This is a genomic window from Halodesulfurarchaeum sp. (assembly GCF_036626455.1).
Taxonomy (GTDB): domain Archaea; phylum Halobacteriota; class Halobacteria; order Halobacteriales; family Halobacteriaceae; genus Halodesulfurarchaeum.
The window spans coordinates 1-16,249 of the sequence record NZ_JAZKRK010000037.1 but is presented as its reverse complement, the minus strand read 5'-3'; the positions used below and the strand labels follow the sequence as shown (position 1 = coordinate 16,249).

Sequence of the window (16,249 nt, the reverse complement as noted above, 5' to 3'; positions counted from 1 at the left end):
TTCTCACATCGTGAACTAACCGCGGCCGGCGACAGCCGTGTCGCAGTTGTAAACTGGCAGTGAAGTTACCCCGCCGGAAATCGAAGTAGGGAAGACGTGGGCGGAGCGAGCGTCTTCAGGTGGTTCGATTCCAGGCTGGCGCACTCCCACTTTTTCCGAGGGGCTGCTGCACAGCCCTCCACTCACGGCGGCACCGCCGCCGTTCGCTCGGTCCGAGGGATCTTCGATCCCACGCGACTCACAAAAAACTTGGAGAAAAAGACCGCATCCGAGTGAAATCTGTCTAAATCTCGTGGGGCCGAACCTCAGTCATGAGCGGATTCGCTCCATTTTTCGCTTTCGCGATGTCTTCGGTCCCCTATCATTATACCATGTCCACCCGACGGCGGAGATATGCGGGCGTACCGGTTCGTCAACGAACTGGGGGAAGCCGCCGGACAGGCTGGCCGGGCAATCGCGACAGCGGCTGATGTCACGTCAGCCCATCAGGGTGGGCTGACCGCAGACGAGGCGGCCGTCGAATCACGTGTCGGCGCTGAACTCGTTCGGCAGTTGGCTCGAGAAACTGCCGATCGAGACTTGAGTCAGGTCACGTTCGATGCGCGATCCGTTCGAATCGGCGGCGAAACGAGTGCCGACTGGCCGGGAGTCGATATCGGACTGGTCATTCGGATCGATCTGCCGACCTACCAGGCGACGAATATTGTTCTCGGGAGTACCGTCCAGCGGGCGACACTCCGGGAGGAAGGGGGAGCAACAGAGGAACCGATTCGACAGCGGGTCAGTGCACTTGCGGATCGATCACCGGCGGCGTATCTGTTCCTGGTGACTGACACCGAAACCAGAGTTATTCCAGCCCAAAGCCTGCTGGCGATGGCCGACCCCGTCTCGCAGACGGCCATCGACACCCATCTCTACGGTCGCTCATTCGGCCGGTTCGTCGAGGAGTTCGTCGAAGGGTTCGTCGGGACCGAGCAACTCGAGGCGGACCCAAAACCTATCGAAGTGAGTCCCACGGATGAACGCACACTCCGCAACTGGGGGCAGCGCCACGACCTTCGAGGGGTGTACTCTCTTTCGGTGACTGCAACCGAGGATCGGATCCCCTCGTCGCTCGCCGCGTTTCTCGATTGACCTAGAACTCGATCCGCTCCACGAGTTGATCGTCGGTCTCGGTCGTGTTGACGGCGACGATGCGCACCTGCTTTTCGAGTCCTGACCCGCGAAGTTTGTCTTTGAGTAATCCATCGACTTGATAGACGCCGGCAGCGTTACGCATGGTGATCTCGACTAGCACCGGTTTGCCGTCCCCTTCCAGCAGTTCGACTCGCTCGATCGCCTGACTTGATATCGTGTTGATACCCCGGCCACCCTTTTCGTATGGGATACGGGAGCGTCCACGTTCCATGTCCAGGGCGTCAGCGATGCGGATCACCCCCGCCTCCGTGGTGAGTGGCTCTTCGCTGGAGTGATGACAGAGGATCGCGTGGAGAATCTCGCCTTTGACCTTTACACGGTCGGACACGTCGTAGAACGGATCGAGAAGCCGATCGAGAATGTCCGAGGCGAGCATAATCGAATAATACGTGTGATCGTCCCGATGGACGACGTGACCGATGTCATGGAGGGTGGAAGCGAGTGCGACGATCACCGATTCGTCTGCCTCCTTGAGGTTCTGATCCGCCGCCCCGTTGAAGGACACCCCGGCCTGTTTGAGAAGTTCGTATAGCCCCAACGCCCGGTTGCGCACGATTTCGATGTGTTTGCGCCCGTGATCGTTGTACCCTTTCCTGTCGACTGGATTCACGTTTTGGGCGCCGAGGTATGCTTGCACTTCCCTATCAGTGCTAATCAATTCCAGGACCGCGTTAAGCCGATCGTCCGGGAAGTGGTGATCTGCGGTTGGATCGTAGGTTTGGGTACTGTCCGAGTCGCTCATACGCCGATTTCATCGGCCATCACAATAGATGTCTGGGCCCGGAGAACCGCAAGGCATGGTAAGACATGGAGCATAAAGCCTATAATCGGTACTGGGTTAGAACGTTGTAATGATAATCGAGGTGTTACCCGCGTTCGGACTACCCGCAGGGGGGATGGAACTGGCGATCATTCTGTTGATCGCGGTACTTCTGTTCGGGGCTAACAAGATTCCCAAACTGGCCCGGTCGACCGGTCAGGCGATGGGTGAATTCCAGCGCGGGCGTGAAGAGATCGAACAGGAACTTGAAGAAGTCCGGGAAGGGCCAGAGGCGGACGGCGACGTCGCCGAGCCGGACGCCGGATCCGAACCCGTGTCCGAGTCCGCTTCCGAGACCGAAGAAGAGTAACCGTTTTTCCCCGTCCCCCGCTATTCGCGTTCGGGGCGCGTGGCCAAGTGGATATGGCGAGAGGTTCCTAACCTCTAGATCGCGGGTTCGATTCCCGTCGCGCCCGTTTTCTGCTATTCGGGTTCGGGTAGATGTTTCCCCGGAGCGGATATGTGTCGGGAGTGGCCATTGATGTGTGGGCTTGTGTTCCAAAAAACCTCAATTTAGAGGTAGCTTCCCGATCACATACCCATCGACAAACGCTCCTCGAGTAGCCGGTGCAGGAGACAACTGTTGGTCGATTGAGGTACCAGTGGTTCACGGAAACTGGGAGAAGTCGGGGCAATTATAATGGGTGGGATCAGAGATATACCCGTGTCGTGCGGCAACCTATGTACCCTTGCGAAGCCACTATGTGGCAGACGTGAGAACCGTTTATCTGCAACTGAAAACCTGATACACACATGATAGACCCCGTTCTTGCGAGCCGTCTCCAATTCGCGTGGACGACGGCTGTGCACATCATTTTTCCCGCAATCTCGATGGGCCTTGCCCCCTTCCTGGTGTATTTCGCCTGGAAGGAGATGCGGGGCGCGGGAGAACCGTGGGTGTCGTTACGACGGTTCTGGGTGAAGATCTTCGCCCTGACTTTCGTCGTCGGCACCGTGACTGGCATCGTACTCGAATTCGAGTTCGGGACGAACTTCGCCGCCTATGCCTCTATTGTCGGTGGCATCTTCGGCGGCCCGTTGGCGACTGAAGGCCTCATGGCCTTCATGCTCGAATCGACGTTCCTCGGGATTCTGCTGTTCGGCAAAGAACGAGTGAGCAAACGTCTCTACTTCCTCTCGGCGGTACTCGTGGCTTTGGGGTCCTGGCTGTCGGCTGTATGGATCCTCATCGCGAATTCCTGGATGCAACTTCCCCGGGGCTTCGAGATGGGAACCCGCGCAGGCCAAGAGGTCGCAGTGATTGTTGACCCGATAGCGGCCTATCTAAACCCCAGATTTTTCTTCATGTTCACGCATATGCAGGCCTCTGCGGTGCTTTCGGCTGCGCTCTTCATGGCTGGGATCGCGATGTACAAGCTCACGACGACCGAGAGCCGTCGGCAGTTCTGGATGACGAGTCTCAAACTCGCCATCGTCGGGATGCTCATCACCGCACCGTTCATGGCGGTTCAGGGTGACGCGTACGGCCGCCACGTCTACGAGACCCAGCCACAGAAGTTCGCTGCAATGGAGGCGGTGTACGAGACCGAATCCGGCGTTTCGGAATACCTGTTTGCGGTCCCCACTGACCCGGCTGACCTCCGGAATCCAAGTGCCCGAAACCTCTTTGCCATTGGTATCCCTGGCGGTGCGTCATTCCTCGCAAGCGGGGGTGATCCTGACGCTACCATCAAAGGCTTGGACGACATGGAGAGTCTGGAGGGCGTCGAGGGTGAACCACCCGTGGCCATCGTCTTCTGGTCCTTCCGGTTGATGGTTGGTCTCGGTGTGTGGTTTATCCTGCTCGCGTTCTGGTCCGGGTTCCGCTGGTATCAAGATCGACTGCTGAAGGATCAGTACTTGCAGAAAGCGCTCATGCTGTCGATTCCGCTCGGAGTACTGGCCCTCGAATTTGGCTGGATAGTTACCGAGGTTGGTCGCCAGCCTTGGGCCATCCAGGAGGTGCTGACCGTCGCGGCAGGGGTCTCACCAGGCTTGACCGGCGGTGAGGCACTTCTCACGTTGGTGGGATTCGTTGGTGGCTATACGGCGCTCTTTGCTGTCTGGGCGTATCTGGTCAGGCGCCTGATCATCCGTGGGCCGAAAGAACCGGCCACTGAGGACGAAGCGGAGGTGGTCCCGGAATGATGCCATTTGCCAGCGGCCCAACCTGGATCGGGATCCCACTCATCGAACTTTGGTTTGTGGCCTTGTTCCTGACTCTCGCGATGTTCCTCTGGCTCGACGGCACGAACTTCGGCATGGGGGTCCTGTATGGGCTTAGTGACGATCACGAGACACGCGAGCGTATCTTGACCGCCCTCGCGCCACTCTGGGACGGTGCCGAGGTCTGGCTCGTCGTCTTCGGAGGCGCGCTGTTTGCCGTCTTCCCGGATGTCTATGGCGGGCTCTTCAGCGGGTATTACCTCCTCATGTTTGCCATCTTGGGGGCGCTGATTATTCGTGGAATTTCTCCCGAATTCCTCGAACAGCGTGAGGATCACGGTTGGCGACGTACGTGGAGTATCACGTTCATCCTTGGAAGCACGCTTGCTCCGTTTTTCCTGGGGATGTTCGCAGCGAATTGGCTCGTCGGCGCGACGAGCACGATCACTCTCCCGGGCATCGTCGTCGGATTGGCACTTGTTGCGTTGACGACCGCCGAAGGAACCGGATTCCTCGGAATGAAAACTGAGGGCAGCCTCGATGAGACGATGACGCGGTATGGACAGATCGCACAGGTCCTGTATCTGGTGTTGGCCGTAGTCACCGTTGGGTACCTGTACGTCGCTGTCGATGGGATGGCGACAAAGGTCGTCCATCCGGTCGTCCTTGGACTTGTCGCGTTGACAGCCGTCCTCGGACTCACGTACCTCTGGCTCCTTCAAAGCGAGCAGTACCGGGCGGCGTTCATCGTCTCTGGTGTTCAGTTGTTCGGCCTGATCGCCTTGGTGGCCGTGTTGCTTTTCCCGGTCATCTATCCGAGCACCGGGCTCACGGTCTTTGAAGCGGCCGTGTCGGAGCTCCAACTGAAGATGATGACGGTGGTCCTTGCGATTTTCCTCCCACTCGTCTTGGTGTACTTTGCGGTGCTTTACAGCAGCTTTGCAGGTCCGGCGGACCCGGCCGAAGGGTATTAACTCCGGCCGGAATCGGTGGACTCAACCCCGACGAAGCTCTATACGGTCACATGCACGTCGTCTTCGATATGGACGGCGTTTTGCTCGATTCTGAGTCTGATCTCACATGGCTTCACCGAGCGCTCGATGAAACGCTTCGAACCTTCGACATCGAGGTCACCCAAAACAGTCGAGAACTGTTGTACCCGACGAATTTGCGAGATTTTGATCAGGCAGCCAACACGTTGGGTGTCCCACCAGCAGACCTGTGGCCTGTTCGGCACCGAACGTATGTTCGAGAGAAAAACGCCGCCATCCGTACTGACAGTATCGGGCCGTTTGCCGACGTCGAGGAACTCCCTTCGCTCGCGAACGACGCTTCGATTTCGATTATCAGCAACTCTCCCGAGTCCGTCGTCGAGACGTTCGTCGAGTCGGCGGATCTGGACCCTGTAATCGACCACATAATCGGCCGTGGTGCGACCCGGGACGCCGTGGAGCACATGAAACCGGCGACGACGTTCTTCGAGCGTCTCGAAGGGCAGGCGAAAGAACCCCCAGCGGTCTACATCGGTGACGCGAGTTCAGATGCGTTGTTTGCCCAGCGAACGGGCATGGATTTTCTTCACCTGGACCGTGAGGCCGGGGCCCTGCGCTCGATATCCGCAGTTGTCTCCCGGCTCAGTGACCGAGTGTGAGAACCGGCCACAAGTTTTGAGGGTGTGGTCACCGAACAGGTATACATGTCACTTGCAGAATTAATGTCGACGAAACTCATCACCGTCCCGCTCGGTGTGACGTTGGACGCAGCCGTGAACGAGATGCTTGGCAATCGGGTTGGCAGTGTGCTTGTTGTCGACGGGGAGGAACCCGTCGGGATCATTACCGAGACGGACATTTTGGCTGCGGGTTCGGGGACCGAACGACCGTTTGGTGACATACCGGTCTCACGAGCGATGAGTCCGAACCTCGTGACGATCGACCCCGATGCCACGGCGGAATCCGCGATCGAACGGATGCAGGAATACGGCATCAAAAAACTGGTTGTGACGGAGGACGGGACACTGACCGGGATCGTGACGACGACTGATCTAGTCGTCCATCGGACGGATCTCGCCGAGGAAGTCACCGCAATCGATCGACAGCAGTCCTATCCGGAGACCTGAATTAGGCCGCGTCCTCGGGCGTATCGAAGTCGTGGAACTTCTCGCCTTTGACGTCGGACAGGATGTTGAGGCCAGCGGCCGCTCCATCACCAGCGGCGATTTGGGCCTGCCACTCTTCGACTCGTCCCATTGCACCGGTTGCGTACAGGCTCTCGACACTGGTCTCCATCGTGACGTCGACGTCGACGACTGCTCGATCGGTCAATTCACACCCGAGGTCCTTTGCAAGCGTTCTGTCAGTGCCGGTCGCGAGTACCAGGTAGTCGGCTTCGTAGTCGTTCTCGTCCGTTTCGACCAGGAAGTGATCATCAAAGTTTGCGGCCCCAGTAACTTCCTCGTCGTGGATTTCGGCACCGAACCCTTCGACTTGGGCCCTGGCCTCCTCCATGAACTCGGTGCCATCGATGCTCTCGATGCCGAGATAATTGAACAGATGTGCCTTGTGCATCCAGGTTCCATCTGTATCAAAGACCTTCGTTTCGAGGCCGTTTTTGGCCGTAAACAGTGCCGCTCCAAGGCCGGCGGGGCCGCCGCCGACGACGATAACATCAGTCATACAAACGGTCTTTCGGGTAGTTCCACTATAAGGTTAGGCACTGGCGAGTTTCTCGCGGGTTTTCCGGTGCCGGTACCAGAACGCGACGGCGAATCCTCCGTTGAGGAGTCGGTCGATGGTTGGTCCGAAACCGGTCTCGTAATTGATTTCATCGATGAGTACCGTGCCGCCGTCGTCGGCGACGAATCGATGTTCGTGTCGCCATCTCTCCATCGGTCCGTCCCGCATTTCGTCGACGAACGTCGCTTCAGTCTCTGTTCGGTCTCGTTTCACGATGACCGAGGTAAATTGCTGTCGGGGGCCACCGGGGATTGGTCCGACTGAGAGGTCGATCTCCGAGCCTTCGATCAATTTGTCCCCGTCGTCCGGAACCCTGAGTGCCTCGACCTCTAACCCCGCCAGTGAAGGAGTCAGCGCAGTGAGTCCCTCGATTTTCGAATGGAACTCCCAGACCGTATCGAGCGGGGCATCGATCCAAGACCGACGGGTAAAGCGCGCCATAGCTAGTATACGGATCGAACCCGGTTATCTTCGCTCCCCGGATGAGTGGGTCCTGCTAGTGGTCAGGTTCTTCGGTCGGTGCGACCATGTCCTCGATTTTGAGAATGAGGACGTTGTTGGCTTCGTCTTTAACATCGACGCTGCCATCGACGCGGAGTTTCGAAATCGGGGTCGGCCCGACAGAGACTGAATCGCCCTCGTGGAACTCTTTGATCGAACCACGAACTTCGATTTCGGCGCGGCAGAGATCCGGATTGAAGACGGTTTTCAAATCGATGTTCTGTACGTTGACGTCCTCGACGGGTTCGCCGTTACGTCGAACGGGGACCACAGCAGGCGAGTCGATCTGCTCGATTTCGAGGGCTTCGAACGCGTTCGTTGTGGGCCGGTAGCCGCCCTTGGGTCCCGGAACGCCTTCGACCAGTTGGAGGGCTTTGAGACTCTGCATCTGATTCCGGATCGTGCCCGGATTTCGGTCGACTTCGTCGGCGATCGTTTCGCCTTTTACAGCAGTTTCCGCCTGTGTATAGCGGTCAACCAGGGCCCGCAGAATTGTTTTCTGACTCGCGGTGAGCTCGATAGAGGACATTGGAAATAGATTGATGGCTTCGTTTCATAAAACCCCCGGCACGTGAACGGGGCCAAACTGGGAAAACCGGGAGGCTTAATTCCTGGACCCGTGAGAGTTTCATTATGCAAGATAACGGAGTGCTCGTTACCGGCGGCGCCGGATTCATCGGTTCGAATCTCGCCAACGCACTGGCGGCAGACAACGACGTCATCGTCGTCGATGACCTCTTTTTGGGCACCGAAGAGAACCTCATCGATGCCGTCGATTTCAGGGAACGAAGCGTCCTCGAAGACGGGTTGCCGACTGACGTGGACGTGCTCTTTCACCTCGCTGCACTCTCATCGATGCAGATGCACGAGGAGGACCCTCAGCGTGGTGCCCGCGTCAACGTGGAGGGCTTCGTGAATGCGGTCGAACAGTTCGTCCAAGATGGGGGAGATACAGTGGTGTATGCGACGACCTCATCGATCTACGGCGATCGAACTGAGCCATCTCCCGAGTCCATGCCAGTCAAAGCACGCACTGGCTACGAGGCCTCGAAACTCGCCCGCGAACGCTACGCGGAGTATTACGACAACTACTACGATGATCTCACGGTCGCGGGGCTTCGGTACTTCTCGGTCTATCAGGGCATGGCCGGCGGCGCCGAGGGACACAAAGGGGAGTTCGCCAACATCATCGCCCAATTTGCCGATGATATTGCGAACGGCGAGTCCCCCGTGATTTACGGCGATGGGACCCAAACGCGGGATTTCACTCACGTGGAAGACATCGTTAACGCGACTATCCGGGCAGCAGAGGCAGATCTGTCGGGGGTCTACAACGCGGGGACCGAAACCCAGTATTCGTTCAACACTGTCGTCGAACTACTCAACGACGAACTCGGCACCGAAGTCGAACCCGAATACGTCGGAAATCCCATTCCGGACGACGTGTACGTCCATGATACGCTCGCAGACGCCTCCCGCATTCGAGAGGCCACCGGATGGGTTCCGTCGGTGTCCTTCACTGAAGGTATCGAACGGGTTTGTGCCCCGTATACGGAGTAAATTCGCTCACTCGGCGGTGGTTGATTTCTTCCAATCGGACCGATCGAACACCCAGGTGGCGACATCGGCAAGCGGTTCTCTCCCATCGATATCTGCGGGGAACTGAGGTACTGCGACCAATCCAGGCGAGTCTCCGTAGGCTGCCTCGAGTTCTGCGAGGTGTTCTTTTTGCATCGCGACACGTTCGGTATGAAAGTCACAATCACAGAGCTCAGCCGAAAGGAGTCGGTTGGCGATCACTGCCCCAACTGATATGTCTCGTTTCGAGAGGTCCCTCGTGATCCGGTCAGTCTCGGCCACTGCGAGTGTTTCGGGATTTGTTACGACGACGAAGGCCGTGTCGTCGTTTTGGACCATTGCCAAACAGTCCTCTGCGAGGACGCGCCATTTTTCGAGTAGTTCGCTTGGGTCCTGGGCCACGTCCCGACTGATCGCTGCCCGGAGTTTCGCGTAAAACTTTGGAGCGTCCCCGAGATGGGCATACAGTTTTTCTTCCAGTTCGATGAGCCCGATGGTCGCTCCGGCGGGCGCCGTGTCCCAGACGATACGATCGTACGTATCGCCCCGATAGAATTCGAGGAGATAGGCCAGGGCAAACTGGGTTGCGATGCCTGGTGCCTCGGCGAAGTAATCGACGACCCAACGATCGACGGACATGAACGAGGAAACGAGGGCGTAGACTTCATCACCGAATTCGGCTTTCCACCGTTCGGCGACTGCATCAAAGTCCAACTCCAAGGCGTCAAGACCCTCAACATCCGGGACGGACGTGAGTTCGCCATACACATCCACGCCGAGGACGTCACTGAGGGAAGGTGAGCGGTCGGTCGAGAGCAACAGAGTCCGTTCGTCCTCGTTTGCGAATCGAACGGCTGTCGCCGCCGAACAGGTGGTTTTGCCGACGCCTCCCTTTCCAGTGAAGGCCACGAGTTTGGCATCGCCGACGAGCGTCTGGAGCGTCTCCATGAATATCTGTGGCTACGCTCTCGCACACTATATGTCACGGGGCCGGTCCCACCGATCGAAAATGGTGTCGAGACCGGGAGTTAGTCTGTCTCGGCGTCCATCGGCCGGAAGATACTCACGGCGGCGAGTCGATCAGTCTCTTCGACCTGCATGACGAGCACCCCTTTGGTGTTCCGTCCGATCTTCGAGACTTCCGAAACCGGGATTCGGACGAGTTGCCCGCGTTCGCTCATGCCGATGACATGATCCTCATCAGAGACGACCTGGAGGGTTGCGACCTTCCCGTTTCGGTTCTCGGTCTTGATGTCCATGAGCCCCTTCCCATTCCGGGACTGCGGCCGGTATTCGGACAGCGACGTCCGTTTTCCATACCCGGTTTCCGTGACCGTGAGAAGGTCCCGATCGTCGTCGGGACGAACAGCAGTAATCCCGGCGACTTCATCGCCAGATTCGAGCGTGATCCCACGGACACCCCGGGCTGTCCGCCCCATCGAGCGAACGTCGGTCTCATCGAACCGAATCGCCCGGCCGTTTCGGGTTCCGATGACGATCTGTGACTCGTCGTCGGTGATTTCGACGTCGACCAATTCGTCAGCTCCCTCGAGTTTCGTGGCGATGATCCCCGTCGAGAGGATGTTTTCGAACTCGGTAGCGGGGGTCCGTTTGACGTATCCGTTCCGTGTGACCATCGTCATGTACTGGTCTTCGTCGACATCTCGGGTCGCCACGACGGCGGTGAGGTTCTCACCGTCGTCCAGATCGAGGAGGTTGATAGCGGAGGTCCCCCTGGCGGTCCGGGACATCTCCGGGACCTGGTAAGCCTTGAGTCGGTAGACCTGGCCCGCATCGGTGAAACAGAGGAGGGAGTCGTGCGTGCGGGCCGTGAATGCAGCCGAAACGTGATCTCCCTCCTTGAGGTCCGTGCCGATGATTCCCTTGCCCCCCCGGTGCTGGGCTGTGAAGGCGTCCATCGGGACTCGTTTGATGTAATCCGCGTCCGAGAGCGTGATGAGCACGTCTTCCTGGGGAATCAGATCTTCATCCGTCACTTCGCCGTCGGCTTCGACGATCTTGGTCCGGCGTTCGTTCGCGTATTCCGCCTGTTGCTCCAAGAGTTCATCTCGAATGACTGCTCGGAGTTCCGCCTCGTTTTCCAGGATCGTATTCAGGCGTTCGATATGGGCCTGCAGGTCCTCGTACTCCGCTTCGATCTCCGTCCGCTCGAGTGAGGTGAGACTCCCGAGTTGCATCCGCACGATGTGTTGGGCCTGCTCGGCAGAGAAGTCAAATTCCGCCTGGAGACCCGCTTTCGCGGCGTCCCGATCCTCGGAGTTTCGGATCAATTCGACGACGTTTTCAGCGTTTGCAAGCGCATGCAGGCGCCCTTCGAGGATATGGGCTCGATCTTCTGCTTCGGCCAGATCGTGTTCGGAGCGCCGGCGAACGACCTCGCGTCGATGATCGAGATAGTGTTGGAGCAGTTGCTTGAGCGACAGGATTTCGGGATTCCCATCGACCAACGCGAGGTTGATCACGCCGAAGGTCCGCTCTAAAACGCTCTCTAAGAGGCGGTTCTCGACGATGTCCGTGTTCGCGGTCCGCTTCAGTTCAATGACGACCCGAATCCCGTCCCGGTCGGACTCATCACGGAGGTCTCGGACGCCCTCGAGATTCCCTTCCTTGACCATGTCCGCGATGCGTTCGACCAGTTTGGATTTGTTCTGTTGATAGGGCAGTTCAGTCAGAACGATGCGGTCGCCTTTTTCGCCCGCTTCGATCTTGTAATCGGCGCGGACCCGGACTCGGCCTCGACCGGTCTCGTAGGCCTTTTTGATCGGGTTCTTCCCAACGATCGTCGCCCCCGTTGGGAAGTCCGGGCCAGGGACGAACTCCATCAAGTCGGCCACTGTTGCGTCCGGATTCTCAAGGAGGTGGAGGGCCGCGTCGATCACTTCGCCGAGGTTGTGGGGCGGGACGTTCGTACTCATCCCCACGGCGATGCCGGAGGAGCCGTTCACGAGCAGATTCGGAACGGCTGACGGTAGCACGGTGGGTTCCTCGAGTCGGTCGTCGTAGTTCGATTGGAAGTCGACGGTGTCCTTCTCGATATCCGCGAGCAGTTCCTCGGCGATCGGGGCCATCCGGCTTTCCGTGTACCGCATCGCCGCTGCCGGGTCTCCGTCAACAGACCCGAAATTCCCCTGGCCGTCGACCAGTGGATGGCGCATCGAGAAGTCTTGGGCCATCCGCACGAGCGTGTCGTAAATGGCGCTGTCACCGTGCGGGTGGAAGTTACCCATCGTCTCCCCGACAATCGAGGATGACTTGCGATGACCCGAGCCGCTCGAAATTCCAGCCTCGTGCATTGCGTACAGGATCCGTCGATGAACCGGCTTGAGCCCGTCACGGACGTCCGGCAGCGCCCGGCCGGCGATCACACTCATCGCATAATCGATGTAGGACTGCTCCATCTCGTCCTCGACTCTGACCGTCTCGATCTCGTCCCCGACCTGTCCGGCCGGGTCTGGTAGTTCCGAACTCATCAGATATCCACCCAGTCTGCGTCCGTCGCGTGATCCTGAATGAACTGCTTGCGCGGCTCAACCGCATCACCCATCAACACCGAAAACATCCGGTCGGCCTCGGCGGCGTCCTCGATCGTGATCCGCTTGAGAATTCGGTTCTCTGGATTCATCGCGCTATCCCAGAGCTGTTCGGGATTCATCTCGCCGAGGCCCTTGAACCGCTGGACCTGGGTTGGATTCCCGTTGCACTTCTCTTCGATAATTTCCTCCCGTTCTGCTTCGGTCATCGCGTCATAGGTGTTACCACGATAGCGGATGCGGTAGAGTGGTGGTTTGATCGCATAGATATGGCCGTTTTCCAAAAGCGGCCGCATGTGTCTGTAGAAGAACGTGAGTAGGAGCGTTCTGATATGGGCGCCGTCGACATCGGCGTCGGTGGCCATCGCAACTCGACCGTATCGGAGGTTATCGAGCTCGAATTCTTCCCCGATGCCGGTTCCGATCGCTCGAATCATGGCCCGGATTTCTTCGTTTTCGAGGATCCGGTCGAGTCGGTGTTTCTCGACGTTGAGGATCTTTCCCTTGACCGGGAGTACTGCCTGAAACTCGCGGTCTCTGGCCTGTTTGGTGCTATTGTGAACAAAGACTCCCGACTTGAGAGCGAAATTGTGTGTTCCTGGAACCTCTAGGTCATATACCTCGGCCGTTTCTTCCACGGGTTCGACTGCAGCAACCGAATGGTTGTGGCTTTTAACGGCTTGGAGGAGGGCTGTTTCGTCTTCGAAAAACTTCTCGATAGTCGTCTCCTTTGTCAGAACGTTAGGATCGTCTTCTTCTCGACGATGTTCATTGTAGCTGCTGAGATCTCCCTCTTCTTCCAGGACCTCTTTCATAAAGGGGATCGTGTTTTCCCAATAGGTTTCGTTGTAGGCCAGCATCCGCTTTTCCCGGAATTCCTGTGTCCATTGCTCTTTGGTTTTCTCTGCACGCCATTCCCGGAGGTCTTCGTTATCCCACTGCTCCTTCGCTCTTTTCCGCCTCTTTTCTCTTTCTTCGGGATGTTCCTCAAAGTATCGTTCTACACGGTCAGATTGTTCGGCTCTGTGTTCTTCATTGGACCAATATTTTCTTGCTTCTTCTGTGAGGCGTTTTCGTACCCGTTCTTGATATTCAGGATTATTTTCGTAATATTCCTGCCAAGCGTTTCGCATATACTCCTTATACTCTTCATCTTCCCATTGCTCCAAGGCCTGCTCTCGAAGGATTTCAACAGTTTCCTCTTGCTGCATCCGCCGACTCATCTTCTCACGGAACTCCTCAGTTTGTTTCAGCTCTCTCAATTTTTCGAATACTTCTTCGGTGTGTAGATTTTCTTCGGCGTGCTTTTGATGTACCTCCAGATGCTCATCTTTGGGCAGTCTTTTGAGATTGTCCGGTCGATTGTTCGACTTATCAAAATCTATATGGTGCGTATGGGATCCATCGGACTCGGTGTATGCGCCTTGGCCGAGATTATATTCGTCTGCGAGTAAATGAGTAAATTTCCAGTAATCGCCCATGATGGGCTGTTTGACCATTTCGTATCCATCGATGGTAATATTCGGCTCATCAGTGTCCGAAACTTTTCGGTACAGAGGCATCAACGATTGACCTGGCTTCAAATCCTGCGCCTCAATGTACTTACCATCCCGAAGCATGAATTGATGGTCAGGTGTACAGCGAATTCGCTCTCCATCGTTTAAGGTGACATCGACGAGTTCTGCGTTTTCCTGTGTGATGCGTGGATTTCTGATTTCGCCAAGACCGATTTTACCGTTCGCATCAACTGTGTAGCAATAGTGGGTTTGGCCGTTTTCATACGCACTGACAAGTTCTTCAAACGACTTCGCCTCCCCTGAAGCGAGTGCTACTTCAGTGGTACCGACAAAACATCCCCCAGCGCTGTCCCCTTCCACAATGAACAATTCGGAGCTATCGGGATCTTTCGCCTGGCAATCGGCCAACTTACCTGGCAAAGACGTGCTTTCGAGTGCGCTTTTTCGCCGCGTCAACTCTTCGGCCTTTTGTGCTGCTTTCCGAGCTTTGGCTGCCTCGATCGCTTTCGAGATGATGGCCTCGGCAGTATCCGGGTTTTCCTCGAAGTAGGTTTTGAGACCGTCGTGGAGTGCGGATTCGACGACGCCGCGAGCATCGCTGTTTCCCAGTTTCGTCTTTGTCTGGCCTTCGAACTGCGGATCGGGGTGTTTGAGCGAGATGACTGCCGTGAGACCCTCACGAATGTCTTCGCCTTTGAGGTTCTCGCCATCGATCGCCCCCAATAGGTCGTGATCCGCCGCGTAGCCATTGACGACGCGTGTCAGCGCCGTTTTGAACCCGGTGAGATGTGTGCCACCTTCACGCGTATTGATGTTGTTTGCAAAGGCGTGAGTGGATGATTGAAGGTCCTCCGTGGCCTGCATCGCGATCTCGACCTGAACCCCTTCAGATTCGTCTTCGAGATAGATGACATCGTCGTGAAGCGGTGACCGGGTTTCGTTGAGGTATTCGACGAATTCCCGAATGCCGCCTTCGTATTCGAAGGTCGCACGGTCCGTCTCCTCAGCACGGGCGTCAATGAGCGAGATGCGAACCCCGGAGTTCAGAAAGGCTAACTCTCGGAGGCGGGATTCGAGCGTGGAAAAGGAAAACTCCTCGACCTCAAAGATGTCCGTGTCCGGTTTGAATCGAACTCGCGTCCCGGTTTGGTCCTCGGGAATCGAGTCGACGACTTCGAGTTCCGAGGCTGGTTCTCCCCGTTCGAAGCGCTGTTCGTAGCGATGGCCATCTCGATCGACCTCCACAGTGAGCCATTCGGAGAGGGCATTTACCACAGAGACACCGACGCCGTGGAGGCCCCCGGAGACCTGATAGGACTCCTTGTCGAACTTGCCGCCAGCATGGAGGATGGTCAGAATGACCTCGACTGCCGGGCGGTCGTATTCTTCGTGGGTGTCGACCGGAATGCCCCGGCCGTCGTCACGGACACTTACCGACCCGTCATCGTGTAATTCGACTTCGATATGTGAACAGTGACCGGCCAGGGCCTCATCGATCGCGTTGTCGACGACCTCGTAGACGAGATGGTGGAGGCCGCGACTGTCCGTCGAACCCACATACATTGCGGGTCGCTTCTGGACGGCCTCGAGGCCTTCGAGGACTTGAATTTGGCCGGCGCCATAATTGGATTCCGCGACCATGAATGAAGTGGGTATAGGTAATACGTGCTGCCTTAAAAAGTTCCCCGTACGCGTGCGCGCGTAAACGGCGGCTCCGGCTGGCGATTTGACACGTTCGGTTCCAGGTACCGGGAACCTTTTTAATGGGGCCACAAAACTCCGTACCAAGTTAATGACGGCCTTCGATTCGCCACCAGAGGGCGCGGGTGCAGTCGCTGACGAACTCGCAGCCGAGCAGCGATCGATCTCCATCGCCGAGTTCTTCGAGAAGAACAAACACATGCTCGGCTTCGACAGCGAAGCCCGAGCACTCGTAACCGCCACGAAGGAAGGGGTTGATAATTCTCTCGACGCTGCAGAAGAGGCCGGCTACCTCCCCGATATTTACGTCGAGATTCGGGAAGTCGATGACATGTACCGGCTCATCATCGAGGACAACGGGCCGGGAATCACGGCCGAGGAACTGCCAAAGGTCTTCGGAAAGCTGCTCTATGGGTCTCGGTTTCACAAAAGAGAGCAGGCTCGCGGTCAACAGGGAATCGGCATTTCAGCGGCTGTACTGTA

Annotated in this window: 15 protein-coding genes and 1 tRNA gene; 9 read left to right on the top strand and 7 right to left on the bottom strand. The window is 57.2% G+C overall.

Annotation, left to right across the window (positions count from 1 at the left end; all coding sequences use genetic code 11):
• Nucleotides 1-393: 393 nt before the first annotated feature.
• On the top strand, nucleotides 394-1,134 hold the full coding sequence (locus V5A26_RS09805) for a hypothetical protein (protein ID WP_332321541.1): 741 nt from the start codon (nucleotides 394-396) through the stop codon (nucleotides 1,132-1,134).
• A 1-nt stretch (nucleotide 1,135) separates the two neighbouring features.
• Here V5A26_RS09805 and V5A26_RS09800 read toward each other — a convergent pair whose 3' ends face one another.
• On the bottom strand, nucleotides 1,136-1,939 hold the full coding sequence (locus V5A26_RS09800) for an HD domain-containing protein (RefSeq protein ID WP_332321540.1): 804 nt from the start codon (nucleotides 1,937-1,939) through the stop codon (nucleotides 1,136-1,138).
• 109 nt (nucleotides 1,940-2,048) lie between these two features.
• Here V5A26_RS09800 and V5A26_RS09795 point away from each other — a divergent pair, with 109 nt between their 5' ends.
• The 6 genes from V5A26_RS09795 to V5A26_RS09770 all read left to right on the top strand — a co-directional run bounded on the left by V5A26_RS09795 (nucleotide 2,049) and on the right by V5A26_RS09770 (nucleotide 6,302).
• A complete protein-coding gene (locus V5A26_RS09795) occupies nucleotides 2,049-2,327 on the top strand; it encodes a Sec-independent protein translocase subunit TatA/TatB (protein ID WP_332321539.1) in 279 nt (92 codons plus the stop codon).
• A 33-nt stretch (nucleotides 2,328-2,360) separates the two neighbouring features.
• A tRNA-Arg gene (locus V5A26_RS09790) sits at nucleotides 2,361-2,433 on the top strand.
• A gap of 337 nt (nucleotides 2,434-2,770) precedes the next feature.
• On the top strand, nucleotides 2,771-4,165 hold the full coding sequence (locus V5A26_RS09785; protein WP_332321538.1) for a cytochrome ubiquinol oxidase subunit I: 1,395 nt from the start codon (nucleotides 2,771-2,773) through the stop codon (nucleotides 4,163-4,165).
• On the top strand, nucleotides 4,165-5,157 hold the full coding sequence (locus tag V5A26_RS09780; RefSeq protein ID WP_332321537.1) for a cytochrome d ubiquinol oxidase subunit II: 993 nt from the start codon (nucleotides 4,165-4,167) through the stop codon (nucleotides 5,155-5,157). Before V5A26_RS09785 ends, V5A26_RS09780 begins: the two co-directional genes overlap by 1 nt.
• Nucleotides 5,158-5,207: 50 nt before the next feature.
• A complete protein-coding gene (locus V5A26_RS09775; protein ID WP_332321536.1) occupies nucleotides 5,208-5,834 on the top strand; it encodes an HAD family hydrolase in 627 nt (208 codons plus the stop codon).
• A 45-nt stretch (nucleotides 5,835-5,879) separates the two neighbouring features.
• Complete coding sequence (locus V5A26_RS09770; protein WP_332321535.1) at nucleotides 5,880-6,302, top strand: CBS domain-containing protein; 423 nt, start codon at nucleotides 5,880-5,882, stop codon at nucleotides 6,300-6,302.
• A 1-nt stretch (nucleotide 6,303) separates the two neighbouring features.
• Here the strand turns inward: V5A26_RS09770 and V5A26_RS09765 are convergent, their stop codons facing one another.
• The 3 genes from V5A26_RS09765 to V5A26_RS09755 are packed head-to-tail and all read right to left on the bottom strand — an operon-like array spanning nucleotide 6,304 to nucleotide 7,948.
• The gene (locus tag V5A26_RS09765; RefSeq protein WP_332321534.1) at nucleotides 6,304-6,858 is read right to left on the bottom strand and encodes an FAD-dependent oxidoreductase; all 555 of its coding nucleotides are present in this window, start codon (nucleotides 6,856-6,858) and stop codon (nucleotides 6,304-6,306) included.
• A 33-nt stretch (nucleotides 6,859-6,891) separates the two neighbouring features.
• A complete protein-coding gene (locus tag V5A26_RS09760) occupies nucleotides 6,892-7,359 on the bottom strand; it encodes an SRPBCC family protein (RefSeq protein ID WP_332321533.1) in 468 nt (155 codons plus the stop codon).
• 55 nt (nucleotides 7,360-7,414) lie between these two features.
• Complete coding sequence (locus V5A26_RS09755; protein WP_332321532.1) at nucleotides 7,415-7,948, bottom strand: HTH domain-containing protein; 534 nt, start codon at nucleotides 7,946-7,948, stop codon at nucleotides 7,415-7,417.
• Nucleotides 7,949-8,052: 104 nt separating this feature from the next.
• Here V5A26_RS09755 and V5A26_RS09750 point away from each other — a divergent pair, with 104 nt between their 5' ends.
• Nucleotides 8,053-8,979, top strand: coding sequence for an NAD-dependent epimerase/dehydratase family protein (locus tag V5A26_RS09750; RefSeq protein WP_332321531.1), 927 nt, complete (start codon nucleotides 8,053-8,055; stop codon nucleotides 8,977-8,979).
• A 6-nt stretch (nucleotides 8,980-8,985) separates the two neighbouring features.
• On the opposite strand, the gene V5A26_RS09745 is transcribed toward V5A26_RS09750, so the two are convergent.
• The 3 genes from V5A26_RS09745 to gyrB form a co-directional block, all read right to left on the bottom strand.
• Complete coding sequence (locus V5A26_RS09745) at nucleotides 8,986-9,945, bottom strand: ArsA family ATPase (protein ID WP_332321530.1); 960 nt, start codon at nucleotides 9,943-9,945, stop codon at nucleotides 8,986-8,988.
• An 80-nt stretch (nucleotides 9,946-10,025) separates the two neighbouring features.
• Nucleotides 10,026-12,488: a DNA gyrase subunit A gene (gyrA, locus tag V5A26_RS09740; RefSeq protein WP_332321529.1), complete on the bottom strand. Its 2,463-nt coding sequence runs from the start codon at nucleotides 12,486-12,488 to the stop codon at nucleotides 10,026-10,028.
• A complete protein-coding gene (gene gyrB, locus V5A26_RS09735; protein WP_332322383.1) occupies nucleotides 12,488-15,706 on the bottom strand; it encodes a DNA topoisomerase (ATP-hydrolyzing) subunit B in 3,219 nt (1,072 codons plus the stop codon). The genes gyrA and gyrB overlap by 1 nt, the downstream gene beginning before the upstream one ends.
• A gap of 151 nt (nucleotides 15,707-15,857) precedes the next feature.
• On the opposite strand from gyrB, the gene V5A26_RS09730 reads away from it, so the two are divergent.
• Nucleotides 15,858-16,249 (top strand): ATP-binding protein (locus V5A26_RS09730; protein ID WP_332322382.1); only part of this gene is annotated, 392 nt, incomplete at its 3' end.